Here is a 12,515-nt window from a genome sequence, read left to right on the forward strand (position 1 = left end):
CATCAGTCACTCACCCTGCTGATGCCCACCGTTCCACTGCTTGACCATGCGTTAATAAAACACATTAATGATATTTACAAGAGTCCGGAGTAACATATGAAAAAACAACTACTTACCATAGCAATCCTGTCTTCAATGATTTCCGCTGGCGCTATTGCCGAAGAGAAAAAAGCCGAAATTGACATGTCTAACCCAACAGATGTGTACACCTCGCTAGGCGCATCCTATGGTAACAAAGGTTTTAACATCAAAGGTCAGTTGATGTTGTCAGAAAAAAGCGCTACCAGCGGTCAAAAAACTGGTGTTATTTTTGAAGCGAAAAATATTTTTAATGAGGATGCCGACAGCCCTAAATTTACCGGCATGGTCACTCATCCGAATTATGGCCTAGTGCCAACCTTTAACGACACTAAAATTGAACGCTCTTTCCGTCTCCGCTACGGCACAATTAACACCAACAATGGCATAGGCTGGTCTGCTGATGCCGTGTTTGGCGATCACCCTTTCTACGGTAACTTTGCGCTGATCCAAGCAGGTCCTGTGATGACAATCCCTGTCACCAAAGACTTGTATATATGGCCTATTTTGTATGCCGGCGCCGTGGTAATGGAAGACAACATGTCTCAATTACTTCCAAAAGCACAAGCAGAAGCCACTAAAGTCTCTAGCAGTGGTATCGATTTAGCCTCAACCGTTATGACTGGTATGGTGTACACCCGTTACACCATTTCTGAGCACTACTGGGTGCTACTAAGCACGTCTTACACTCAAGAACTACAAGGTAAATCTTGGGAAGATGACGTGTTAGACGGCGGTTTACAAATGCCTAGCTTCCAAGGTGAATTCACCTTCGCCTACCAGATGAACAAGCGTGAAAACATTCGTTTCAACTACAAAACTGACAACAGTGACGACACTGATGACACTTATTGGGTGGAATATAACCACGCATTCTAATCATCAATGGGAGCTGCCACCTTGGCGGCTCCCAATAAATGATTTGTCATAAAACGTCTTTGCTAAATTGTGTTTTATCTAGAAATTGGAGTTCATCATGATAAAAAAATCTCTATGCTTAGCCCTAGCGCTCTTATGCAGCAGCTCAGCCTTTGCCGACACTAAAGTGGGCGATGTCACCTTACCCGATACATTGACAGTTCAAGAGCAAGTATTGCAACTCAATGGTGCAGGCATTCGTAGTAAATTCTTTATGGATTTGTACGTAGGTTCATTATTCACTTTAACCAAAACTGACAATGCTCAGGCTGTTGTTGACAGTGAAACCCCTGTCGTTATCCAACTTAACATTACTTCAGACATGATCACTTCTGAAAAAATGACCACTGCAATGAATGATGGCTTTAAATTAGCCACCAATGGCGATACAGCGCCAATTGCTAGCAGCATATCAGCTTTTATCGCAGCCTTTGCTGAGCCAATCAAAACTGGCGACAAATTCACCTTAGTCAGCATTCCAGGCCAAGGCATTATTAATTATAAAAATGATAAACAATTGTCAGTGACCGAAGGTGAGGTATTCAGAAAAGCCGTGCTATCTATTTGGCTTGGTGAAGACCCAACAGATGAAGACCTTAAAGAGGCCATGTTAGATCAATAACACCCCAACAGAGTGAGCAAGCTTACTTGCTCACTTTTTTCACTGGAAAAGGATAAGCCATGACCCCCTTCACCCTCTGGCGCGGTGCCTTTTTACCCAAATCCCACAGTTGGAGCACTGACGAGCTTCGCAATATCGATACTCTATTATTTTTCACCTTACTCTCAGTCTGTACTGGCCTGTACAGCATAATGAAGTGGAACCAGTACGATCATCAAATCTTGCTATACACCTCTGTTGGTGTGGTCATAGCGCAGATTAGCGCTGGGTTATTACTTAAATGGCTTCGCAGTCCTTGGCTGGCGATTAATCTGGGTCTGGCAGGCATGGTGCTACATGCGCTAAATCTTGTGTATCAAAGTGGCGGACCAATATCCGCGCAAGCTTTTTGGATCCCATTGATCATCATAGCGATTTTCCTTACCACTAGACTGATCAACGCCGTTATTTGGAGCTTAATCGTCATAGGCGCCACAAGTGCCATGTTAATGCGTGTACTGGCCGATATTCCCTTGCCACAGCTAATACTTACGCCAGAGCAAGCCAAACTCGAAACTTGGGCTGGCGTGCTATTGCCCCTTATTGTGATTGTTATCGCCCAAGGCTTTACCGCTATTCAACGAGATAAAGCCCATAAGCTCACCCAAGAGTCTCAGCAACAAATGCAGCAGACAGCCGAAAAATCTTTAGCTGGGGAGCTGCAACTTTCAGGCGTACTTAGCAGTGCTGGAGAAAATGCCAGTCAATTAAGCCAAGTGGCTGGAGCGCTGGCCTTACAAGCTAACGCCCTGCATAACCAAGTGAATTCACTCAATACTAACTGTGATGCCCAAGCCAGTGCCACCGAGCAAATGAACCAACAGCTACAACAAATGACCCAAGATATCGCCCAGTCAGAGCAATTTGTCAGTGGCCTTAAAGATCGCAGTCAGCTCATTAGCGAGCGAGCCAATCGCAGCGCCAGCACTTTATTGGCATCAACTGAGGCCATTGAAAAAATTCATCAGAGTAACCAAGCAATTATGTCTGTGGCGGATTTAATCTCTTCGGTTGCCGATCAAACCAACTTGCTTGCACTAAATGCTGCCATTGAAGCCGCTAGAGCTGGGGACATGGGGCGAGGATTTGCAGTGGTCGCTGATCAAGTGCGTGAACTGTCCGCTAAAAGCAGCCGCTCTGCCACTGAAATACGCAGTTTGTTAGATAATGGTAAGGAGCAAGTGCAACATGGACAAAAGGTGATACAGCACACCGCAGATGAAGTCTCAGGCATTCTCGAACTCATTAATCCAGTTGTAGGGGACATTAACCGTTTAGCCGAGATTATGTCCCAACAAGTGCTCGCTCTAAATGAGCTCAATTGTGCCAGTAATCATGTGGCCACCAGTGTCGTCAATACCCATCATATTTCTGATTCGGTTGCCGCCCAAGGAACTGCACTCACAGAGCAAGTTAACGCCTTAAATGTGCTCGCAGCAAGCTTAGACGCCTGCGTCAATAACAGTACAGCTAGGTCAGTAGAACAAGAGAGTCATCAACATACAATAATGGCATCGGCACTCAATGTTAATGCTGTGGCTTAACGCAGATCCGCACTTAGCCATAGGATAGATTAATGCTATGGGTATAACCCTTTAACACGTTCATTCAATAGGAAGGCAAGTATATGAGTAACATAATCAAAGTCGATGATTTGGACGTCATCATAGAAGGTCGTGGTGAAGAAACGATAGTTATGATCCATGGTTGGCCCGACACCTACAGATTGTGGGATAACCAAGTTGAGGTACTCAAAGATAAATACCGCTGTGTTCGCTTTACCTTGCCGGGCTATGAACTGGACTCCGACAGGCGTATGTACTCACTAGAAGACATAATCGCCAAGATTAACTCAGTTGTCGATGCCGTGAGTGATGGTAAACCTGTCACTTTACTCTTGCACGACTGGGGTTGCTTCTTTGGGTACCAGTTTTATCTAAGAAATGATAAAAAAGTAAATAAAATCATTGGAGTAGATATAGGTGACGCTGGGTCTGGCGATCATATATTAAGCCTTAAAGTGAAGCTATTTATGTTCAGCTACCAGATGTGGCTAGCACTGGCTTGGAAGCTCGGTGGCAGCTTAGGTGACACCATGACGCGTTTTATGGCTAAAGTGCTCAAGGCTCCTGGGGAACCTAAGCTTATTACTTCCTCCATGACCTATTCCTACTACTGGAAATGGAGTCATACCCTCACAGGTAAACCCCTAGGCAACCTGCCACTGGTTGTGAGCTGTCCACTGCTATTTATGTATGGCAAGAATAAACCCGGCATGTTCCATTCTAAAGAATGGGAACACAAGATGGCGTCTATCCCAGGTAATGAAGTGGTCGCTTTCGATACTCGTCACTGGATCATGGCCGAAGCGCCAGAGAAGTTTAATCAGGTCATGTTACAGTGGTTAGGCCATTAAACATCTGGTTAATAACATGTCAGCTAACGCTTTTAAACTCATGCTGAATGGCCAGACAAGCAATGCTATCAGTATTCAACCACCAAGAGGCACTGCAAAGCGCCTGTTGGTGGTTTAGCAGCGACAACACTCATGCAAGTGCTTATCGTGGTTTAAATTAACCCTTAGGCCACAGTTTGTAGCTGCCTATCATGAGGAACACTCAATAGCACTAACGCACAAATTGCACCCAACAAGGCTAGACCCATATCGGACTGGGTATCCCAAATGTAGCCTTGAGTGCCTAAGAAGGCCTCGGCATTCTCACCCGTTGCTAGGGCAACCCACCATTCGAGTAATTCATAAAAGGCACTAAAACCTAAACAAATAGACACTATGATGTAATTGAGCCAAGCCTTGCTGTTCACCACACTTTTACGAATAAGGATTTCTCTGGCCAACAACGCAGGCACAAAACCTTGGAAAAAATGCCCCACTTTGTCGTAGTTATTTCTTTCTGAGCCAAAAAGACCATCGAAAAAAGGCACTTCTGCATAGGTGTAATGCCCCCCCACCATTAACACTAAGCAATGGAGTAAAATAAAGCCGTACAGTAGCGGAGTGAGCCTAAAAGATTTATAGCTAAATATTAACAATGCCGCACCAATCACAGCCGGAACGACTTCAAGAAACCAGGTAAAGTGATCTTTAGGGTTAATGCCAGACCAAATCAGTGTTCCAGCAAAGATAATCATCCATATAATATTAATTTTACACACTCCTCAATAAGCATATCTTTAACGCAGGTTATCTTAAAAGCCGCGCTAACCAAAGCCTTTATAATGACCAATTTAAGCCTCATCTAAGTAAATCAGCCATAGAGTGCTTTAATTTTTTGCTACTTGATGCAAGTTGTTTAGCTGAGATGCCCCAACCAGAGCTAGCTCAAAGTCAGCAGTCAAACTGTTGCAGTGCAATTTTAGATTCAAACTTGAACTTTGCGCTGATAACAAGGCGAATTTATGCGTCAATAGCTAGCCTATGTAGTGTAAAGGAATAATGCTGTTAGCGGTGCAAATGACTGTTTGATATGCATTTATTATCCCGAGCTGAAGTTAACTAAAAAATGCCGCTAGCAGTAAAGCCAAGCGCTTAGCGCTGCTTAGGCAAAATAGAATAATTGAATAGCGTTTCAGCTTAGGAAAAATATCATGGCACAAGCATGAGTCTTGCTTATGCAGGGACATGCGGACGATGGGAAATAACAAAGTCTTAAGCTTATAGTCTTCTCCCTGGATCTGCACATCAAAGCGTGTATATGGCCGCCACAAAAAGCGTGAAAATAACTCTTTGCTACCAAATTCAGCCTCTACATGCAGCAACAATTTACCGCTCAGGCCATGGTAATGAAAAGATACAAGCTGTTGGTTTATCTCTAACTCTGTTTTGAACCTTAATATGGTTAATATCCTTATATGGCGAAAACAATCAATTCAAGGCAATAAGCACTCACCTTTAACATCTCACCCTAACACTTAGCCAACGCTAAGATCCCTTAACTCCTTATGATACCTGTGTTGGCGATAACGGTGTTGGCGATAGTTAACTCCGATAATCGCCAGCATAAAGAAGACAACAAACAGCCCCCAAAGTTGCAGCCAAAGCCCTATCAAACTGTGCCAATCAGCGCCCATTTGGGTAAGTTTAAGCAGCCCCATCATGGCAGGCACAGCTGGAATCGCTTGGGATAGCCAAATCAAAGGCGCAGGGATCAGCTCCAATGGCCACACAAAGCCTGAGACAAATAATATCGGCATAGACACAAGCAACAGCACTTGTGTCGGTAAATCCCTACGAGTAAACAGGCAGCTAAATGCCACCCCTGCGGCGGCCGTCGCCAAAAGAAAAGCAAACATAAGTAAGCCCAGCGCTAAGGGCGAACCTTGTAAGGTTAAATCATAGGCATAGAAGCAGAAGCCTAGATAAAAACTGGTTAAATAAGCATACATACACAAAAGTGCCACTATGCGACTGCAGACTAACTCAAGCGCCGATACTTGCTGCCAATAACCTTCACGCTGCCATTGTCCAGCCCCTAAGATACCACTGGCAATAAGCAACGTCTGATGCAATACCAATAACAATACTGCGGGCACCACATAGGGAAGATAACCTAAACCTTGGTTAAACACAGGCACAGCATTAAGGGTCACGGGGTTTAGTGATAATTCTGCCTGCTTGGCCTGAACCCCGCTACTAAGCAAACCCACCAGCTGCACTTTTTTAGCGGCATCGAGGCCAGAGGCCACCAACCCTTCTGCAATAGCCGAATAAATTAAGAAATAATTAGCATCGCCGCCATAGCTTAAGGTGACACCTTTACCTAAGATTAAATCTCGGCGAAATCCCTCAGGGATCACCAACAAACCATGGGCTTTATCGGCTTCTATCCACTCCTTTGCACTAGTGATAGAGTCCAATGACACAGACAATGCTATTTTAGGACTGGCATCCACATGGCGTGCTAAGGTGCGGCTCAAGCTAGATTTATCCAAATCGACCAACACAATTTTCTGTTCGGTCGCTACCTGATTAAGATAAGGCAAGGGGTATAACAGAGCATAAAAAATCACCCCACCAAACAAGGTTAATGCGATAGCCTTATCTTTGATTAAATGTTTAATGTCTAAGTAGACTAACTGCAAAAACGGCATTAAATGCCTCCTGACTGCGAAGGCAAAGTGTTCAAACTTCCCGCCTTGCATAAGCCTAAGGCTTCTCTTTGACGCCGCACTAAATAAAAAATTAATGGGATAAGCAGTAAGAAGCCCCAATAACTGGCCACTTGCTGCAACATATTAAACCAACTCTGACCATAACTAACGACACCCACATGAGTTTCGATATAGTGACTCGAAGGCATGAGTTGACGCCACCACTGAGCTAACACTGGCATGTTCTCAGTGGGAAAAGTAATTCCCATAAAAGGGAATGCTGGGGCAAATAAAGCCGTACAAAAGCTCACTAGCCGAGTCGCATCTAAGAGCAAAAAGAAAATAGCCAACACAATCAACCACACAGCCGATACCATGAGTAATTGCGCTAGTAATAACTGACCAAACTTACCCGCTAAAGGCAAAGCAAGATATTGATATAAAACGGCTAAAATAAGTCTTCCTTGTAAGATCAGTAAAGGAGTGTAAAGTAAAAACTTCACCCCTATGACCCGCCAAATCCCCGCGCGATAGCATTGGGCTAACATGCCTAAACGCACCTCACGGCTTAAACTATTGGCAAACACTAACATGGCCAATAACTGCCCAAGGGCAATTAACACTGGCGGCAATAAAAACACTAGATAGTTATTGTTCATATTAAACAAAGGCGTGACTTGGCTAGTCACAGGCCTAAGGCGAGTTTTCACCTTAATTTTAGGCACTCCTGCGGCCAACTGCTTGACCCCGGCAAGCTCAGACAATCGCGCCCCTAAGCTTTGCTGAATTTGGCTTGCCAGTAATTTTCCCACCAGCAAAAATTGCCCTGTATAACGTATATCAATCACAGGCTGCTTAGCTGTGAGTAAATCTTTTCTAAGTCCGTAAGGCAGCACTACCATGGCATAGACTTTCGCCTCTCTCATGGCTTGTTGAGCACTAAGTACATCTGGGTAGCTAATAGGGGTTATCACTGGGCTTGCCGCTAAATTTCGTCCTAAACTGCGGCTTAGCTGGGTCATATCTTGATCGACTAAAGCCACAGGTAATCCCCGTGGCAAACCCGCGCTGAATAACCACCAAAGCATTAAAATACCTAGCAATGGTAAATAACTCACCAAAGCCAACTGCCATGGATCTTGCCATAGTGCTTTGAGTTCTCGAACGACTAACGCACTAAGAGGTGGGCGCATGATAAATCACCACTAAGTTAGTTACCATTGAATTAAGGCAGACATGCCGACGCGTAGCCCATCGATAGTGGCTACGGGACGCAGTTCAACTTCAAAGGTGCGCATATCAAAATCATGACCGCTTTCGGTAGCCCGCCAAGTGGCAAAATCGCCCATCACGCTGATATGAGTCACTTCAAAGGGATAGCTCTGTTTAAGTGCTGGCAGAGTCAGACGCACTTGCTGTCCTAAGGTAAATTCAGATAGCAAATCTTCACGCACCTGAAACACAGCCCAAGCATCTTGCATATCCATTAAGCTCACCACAGGAAAACCGCTAGGGGCGAGCTCACCCGCTTGCAGCAATACTTCACTAACCTCGGCATTTTTTGGGGATAACATTTGGCTGTCGGCTAAAATAGCGCTGACTTCAGCTACCGCCCCTTGGGCCCTACGCTGATTTGCAGCGGCGGCAAGTTTAGTCTCATCACGGGCACCTTCATTAGCCATTTGGTACATAGCATAGGCAGCTTGCTCTGTGTATTTAGCAGCCTGCCAACGGGTAAAAGCTTCATCCCTTTGCTGACGAGACAAAACCCCATCGGTAAATAACTGCTCTAAACGCTTAAACGTAGTATGGCTAAAATCACTGGCCGCCTTGGCTTTTTGCCATTGATCTTTTGCTGCCATAACTTGTTGTTTACGGGCGCCGTTATTAGCCTCTAATACCATGGCCTGAGCCGCGTCTTGGCCACCCTGTGCCTGCATTAATTTGGCATCAAGTTCAGGGCTATTGATAGCAAACAGTAAGTCGCCTTCTTTTACTTGATCCCCACGCCGAACCAACACTTGCTCTAAACGACCTGGTACTTTAGAAGAGATATTATATTCCCTAGCTTCAATTTGCCCCTGTAACAATAGAGGTTTAGGCGCAAACGCAAGATGCAGGCCATAAGCAAGGACACAGCCTAATACCCCTAAGGCAAGCGGGGCTAAAATACGGTTAGCTTGCATGTTATTTCTCCAAGCTGTTGCTATTATTGATAAATTCATCAAGCTGACCACTTATCGACATCAGGCTAGCATAGGCCTGTAGATAGCGATATTTGGCAGCTAACTGCTGGGTGTGCACGGCTTTGAGTTTGATCTCGGCATCCACCCTGTCTATGGACGTCGATAAGCCCTGATTAAAAGCAATATCTCGTAATCGTAGGTTTTCTGTTGCTAAAGCCAAGCTGGTATCCAGAGACTGACTTTCTTCCTGTGCTTGCAAGAGCTGGCGGTAGTTTTGATCAAGCAACAAGCTCAAGTCTTGCTGAGTTTGCGCCTTAGTGTAACGGGCTTGTAGCAAGGCGCTCTTAGCCGCCCTCACCTTACCGCTGCGGCCATCTCGGCTAATTAACGGCATAGTCAGACCAACGCCAACCATCCAATCAGGCTCCATTTGCGATAACGCGCTGTCATCTTCATACAAGGTATAGTTGCCGTACAAAAACACCTTAGGTTTATATCGGCCCTTCTCCACATCAATCAGGCCGCTGGCTTGAGCCTCTTTGGCCTGAAGCAGTTTAAGTGCTGGGTGCTGTTTGATGGTGAGCTGGGATAAATAAGGCAAAGAAGGAGGCTCATCGAGCATAAAAAGCGTCGAATATAAGTTCACTGAGGGCAGCTTTAACATTCGCGCCATGGCAATATTGGCCATTTCCCATTGCCGCACTGCGCTGGCTAAATTGATTTTGCCATTGTTGTAGGCAACTTCAGCATTAAGCACTTCAACTCTAGCTATCTGCCCTTGCTGCTCACGCTTAGTGGCATGCGCTAAATGCACGGCTAAAGAATCCACTAACGTCTGGTTAGTTTCAACCAGAGCTTTAGCAACAGCAACCCCATAATAGCGATTCACTAGGAGGACAAATAACTCTCGAGTCGCTAAGACTTGCTGCTGTATTTTTTCGCTCACTTCAGCCTTATGTATCCCTTGAGCTGCAGTAATTTGACCACCAGTATAAATAGGCCACATGGCTTTTAAACTGGTGCGAAAGATATCTTGCTCTGAAAAAGCAAATTCACTCGGCAGCGCCGCTAACATTTGCCCTAGCGCTGGCGGCAAACTTTTAGGGTCAATGCCTAAATCAGCAACTTCTAGGCCTAAGGGTTTTTCCAGTAGGGTATAGCTGCTCGTAAGCTGTAAAGACGGCCAGCCCAGATCTTCACCAGCCTCTTCAAGGCCTTTTGCGCGAGCGACTTGCGCCGCTTGAGCTTGCTGTGAATCACTGACTTTTTGCAGTTGCTGCCAGGCCTTAGCAAAGGATAAAGCGCTTACCTCATCCGCAAACAAGGGTTGACTGACAAGAGCAAACACACAGGTAAATGCTAAACTCATCAAGCTTTTAGACAGCCCTTGTGACTGCTGCGACAATTGTTGTGACGGCTCTTGAACAAGCCCTTTGGCTAAATTACAGCGCCGTAATAAGGCGCAGCTTTGATCATAGAAGTTCATACCTATCCTTTTTAGAGCTTAAACTCTAAACATGACTTCAAGTATACTCCCATAGCAGGCACAGCTCCATGTGTTAAATCAATCTTTAACTCAGTGAAAAGTATTAACTATCAGTAAATACACCCCATTTTAGTCACCGCCAGCCAAGGTCACAATGCAAGCGCCGATGCATTCGTTCAGCTTTACTAATAGCAACAATCTGCTTACATTAGCCTTATGCGGTAAATATTCTATCCCTTAAGTAAGTCGACCATAAACAAGGACTGTTAGATGCGAGCTAAAGTTAAATTTCGAATACTCTTTTTACTGCTCGCTATTATCAGTGTCACTCTTGGGGTGCATTGGACGCCAAAGGCCTTAACCACAGATGCTGACGAGCTGAGTTTAGGCATTATTGCTGCCGTTTATTTTGTGCTCTTACCTTTGGCTTATTGGTATTGCATCATCAAGATTGGCGAGCAAAAACTGTGGAAGATGCTGGTTATTTTCAGCCTAAGTAGCTTGGTGGCCCGCTTAAGTTTCCCTGCTGATATCGCCCATTACTTTGAATTTATTGCCTGGCTGCGCTACCCCATTATTGGGGTGTTATTAGTGATTGAGTTATACCTCATCGCGACTATTATTCGCGGCTTAATCAAGGTCAGAAAAGTGAAAGGTGACCCCAGAGTTGCCGCCATAGAAGCCTATAATCAGCAAGATGAAAAAGCCTTAGCCATGGCGTTTCTTGTCGCCAGTGAGCCAACAAACTGGTACTACGCCATTCCTAGATTTTCACGTAATCATCCAACCGCCATTACCTCGATTAACTTATTAAGCGCTAAAGCTTGGCATTTATGTTTAATGCTTTCGGCCTGCTTATTAGCCTGTGTTACTAGCTACCTTTTATTGGTCAACTGGAGTGAGCTGGCCGCTATTATCGTGGCTTCAATTATCAGTTTAAGCTTAGTGATGCTAGTGGCCAACCATAGATTGTCCAAGCATTACTCCTTATATTTACTGCGAGACAAACTCGTGGTGAATAACGCCATTTGGGGTTTTATGGCCATAGATATCGCCAATATTGCACACCTTGAACCCGGTATTAAAGACAAACACCTAGCAGAGAATGAGCTAATTATCGGCAGAGGAAAACACACCAATATCACTATGATATTTAAGCAACCACAAGACTATTTTGGCGGACTAGGGCAACTCACAGAAAAGATCCACTGCGTGCATTTAAACCTAGCAGACCCCGAAAAATTACTCGAAGCAATGAAAATGCAAGCTGCAGATAAAGCCGCTTAAGCGCTAAAGAGTCATCATAAAAAGCAGTGAATGAGGCTCTGAGCACAGGCATTAGGATCGCTTAGGAGCCTGTAGATAATTTGTGTTAGGTGCGGTGTTAATTGTATATATCACCAAAAACCAAAAACTTAGCTCCATGAAATAGCCGAACCATGGCATTCACTCATCGACACGCGCACTCTTTTAAAACAGAAAGGTCCCTGTAGCTCGGCCGCCCCGTCTGATGTGAAAGGACTCACAAATGCCGCGATGGCATGGATGCCAAAGAGCAGCCATGGGTTGGACGGTCGGCCCGCAAATTGCCATGGTTCACCTTTTTAGCATTAGCGGGATCTGTGGGCTTTAAAAGACCAAAACAATATTTAGCATCGGAGGCCTAATTGACATGCCCTGCCTCACATTTGGACAGAAATAAGTTAACTGAAACTCTGCCACACAGGCTTACCATGGCATTCACTCGACAACACGCAGCAAGTCCATCCTTGGATGCTCGGCCGACCCGTCCATGTGTCGGACGGTCGTCTCGCAAATTGCCATGGTGCGCCTTTTTAACTTCAGTGTTGTTCTTCAGATCTCAAGGGCTGAAAAATACCAAGCCTTGAATTAACACCCTACTCACAGGTTGCACCAACTCCCCCTCGAAGTTGCCGAAATACGTTGGAATAAAGTAAGCGTCTGGGCAACTACACCTATCTTTTAAAATTCCATGGTAACAGGCTGTCTATATCCGGTGCTGGTTGGCACAGTTCATTAAGGCAAGCCATGATGTAATCAAATGGGACTAAGCCAT

Annotated in this window: 10 protein-coding genes; 5 read left to right on the top strand and 5 right to left on the bottom strand. The window is 45.0% G+C overall.

Features of this window, described 5'->3' with window-relative positions:
* Window positions 1-96: 96 nt before the first annotated feature.
* The 4 genes from H5073_RS03160 (at window position 97) to H5073_RS03175 (ending at window position 4,073) form a co-directional block, all read left to right on the top strand.
* Window positions 97-957 carry a hypothetical protein gene (locus tag H5073_RS03160; RefSeq protein WP_182676879.1) on the top strand — a complete coding sequence of 287 codons (861 nt, stop codon included), beginning with the start codon at window positions 97-99 and terminating at the stop codon, window positions 955-957.
* A gap of 97 nt (window positions 958-1,054) precedes the next feature.
* On the top strand, window positions 1,055-1,618 hold the full coding sequence (locus H5073_RS03165) for a chalcone isomerase family protein (RefSeq protein WP_182676881.1): 564 nt from the start codon (window positions 1,055-1,057) through the stop codon (window positions 1,616-1,618).
* Between the two features lie 59 nt (window positions 1,619-1,677).
* Window positions 1,678-3,201: a methyl-accepting chemotaxis protein gene (locus H5073_RS03170; RefSeq protein ID WP_182676882.1), complete on the top strand. Its 1,524-nt coding sequence runs from the start codon at window positions 1,678-1,680 to the stop codon at window positions 3,199-3,201.
* Window positions 3,202-3,284: 83 nt separating this feature from the next.
* A complete protein-coding gene (locus tag H5073_RS03175) occupies window positions 3,285-4,073 on the top strand; it encodes an alpha/beta fold hydrolase (RefSeq protein ID WP_182676884.1) in 789 nt (262 codons plus the stop codon).
* A 164-nt stretch (window positions 4,074-4,237) separates the two neighbouring features.
* Here the strand turns inward: H5073_RS03175 and H5073_RS03180 are convergent, their stop codons facing one another.
* The 5 genes from H5073_RS03180 to H5073_RS03200 all read right to left on the bottom strand — a co-directional run bounded on the left by H5073_RS03180 (window position 4,238) and on the right by H5073_RS03200 (window position 10,321).
* A complete protein-coding gene (locus tag H5073_RS03180; RefSeq protein ID WP_220487873.1) occupies window positions 4,238-4,807 on the bottom strand; it encodes a DUF2238 domain-containing protein in 570 nt (189 codons plus the stop codon).
* 780 nt (window positions 4,808-5,587) lie between these two features.
* The gene (locus tag H5073_RS03185) at window positions 5,588-6,766 is read right to left on the bottom strand and encodes an ABC transporter permease (protein WP_182676887.1); all 1,179 of its coding nucleotides are present in this window, start codon (window positions 6,764-6,766) and stop codon (window positions 5,588-5,590) included.
* Entirely contained in the window at window positions 6,766-7,959 is a 1,194-nt protein-coding gene (locus tag H5073_RS03190) for an ABC transporter permease (RefSeq protein WP_182676889.1), read from the bottom strand. Before H5073_RS03190 ends, H5073_RS03185 begins: the two co-directional genes overlap by 1 nt.
* A gap of 21 nt (window positions 7,960-7,980) precedes the next feature.
* The gene (locus H5073_RS03195) at window positions 7,981-8,952 is read right to left on the bottom strand and encodes an HlyD family secretion protein (RefSeq protein ID WP_182676891.1); all 972 of its coding nucleotides are present in this window, start codon (window positions 8,950-8,952) and stop codon (window positions 7,981-7,983) included.
* Window position 8,953: 1 nt separating this feature from the next.
* Entirely contained in the window at window positions 8,954-10,321 is a 1,368-nt protein-coding gene (locus H5073_RS03200; RefSeq protein WP_182676917.1) for a TolC family protein, read from the bottom strand.
* A 387-nt stretch (window positions 10,322-10,708) separates the two neighbouring features.
* Between H5073_RS03200 and H5073_RS03205 the strand changes: the two genes are divergently transcribed.
* Window positions 10,709-11,725 carry a hypothetical protein gene (locus tag H5073_RS03205; RefSeq protein ID WP_182676893.1) on the top strand — a complete coding sequence of 339 codons (1,017 nt, stop codon included), beginning with the start codon at window positions 10,709-10,711 and terminating at the stop codon, window positions 11,723-11,725.
* Window positions 11,726-12,515 lie beyond the last annotated feature (790 nt).

It is taken from the genome of Shewanella sp. SR44-3, assembly GCF_014163735.1.
Taxonomy (GTDB): domain Bacteria; phylum Pseudomonadota; class Gammaproteobacteria; order Enterobacterales; family Shewanellaceae; genus Shewanella.

What these genes read in the sequence shown, in the direction of transcription:
- H5073_RS03170 (WP_182676882.1), top strand. Translation starts at nt 1,678, where the DNA reads ATGACCCCCTTCACCCTCTGGCGCGGTGCCTTTTTACCCAAATCCCAC.
- H5073_RS03205 (WP_182676893.1), top strand. Translation starts at nt 10,709, where the DNA reads ATGCGAGCTAAAGTTAAATTTCGAATACTCTTTTTACTGCTCGCTATT.
- H5073_RS03190 (WP_182676889.1), bottom strand. Translation starts at nt 7,959, where the DNA reads ATGCGCCCACCTCTTAGTGCGTTAGTCGTTCGAGAACTCAAAGCACTA.
- H5073_RS03200 (WP_182676917.1), bottom strand. Translation starts at nt 10,321, where the DNA reads ATGAGTTTAGCATTTACCTGTGTGTTTGCTCTTGTCAGTCAACCCTTG.
- H5073_RS03195 (WP_182676891.1), bottom strand. Translation starts at nt 8,952, where the DNA reads ATGCAAGCTAACCGTATTTTAGCCCCGCTTGCCTTAGGGGTATTAGGC.
- H5073_RS03160 (WP_182676879.1), top strand. Translation starts at nt 97, where the DNA reads ATGAAAAAACAACTACTTACCATAGCAATCCTGTCTTCAATGATTTCC.
- H5073_RS03180 (WP_220487873.1), bottom strand. Translation starts at nt 4,807, where the DNA reads ATGATTATCTTTGCTGGAACACTGATTTGGTCTGGCATTAACCCTAAA.
- H5073_RS03185 (WP_182676887.1), bottom strand. Translation starts at nt 6,766, where the DNA reads ATGCCGTTTTTGCAGTTAGTCTACTTAGACATTAAACATTTAATCAAA.
- H5073_RS03175 (WP_182676884.1), top strand. Translation starts at nt 3,285, where the DNA reads ATGAGTAACATAATCAAAGTCGATGATTTGGACGTCATCATAGAAGGT.
- H5073_RS03165 (WP_182676881.1), top strand. Translation starts at nt 1,055, where the DNA reads ATGATAAAAAAATCTCTATGCTTAGCCCTAGCGCTCTTATGCAGCAGC.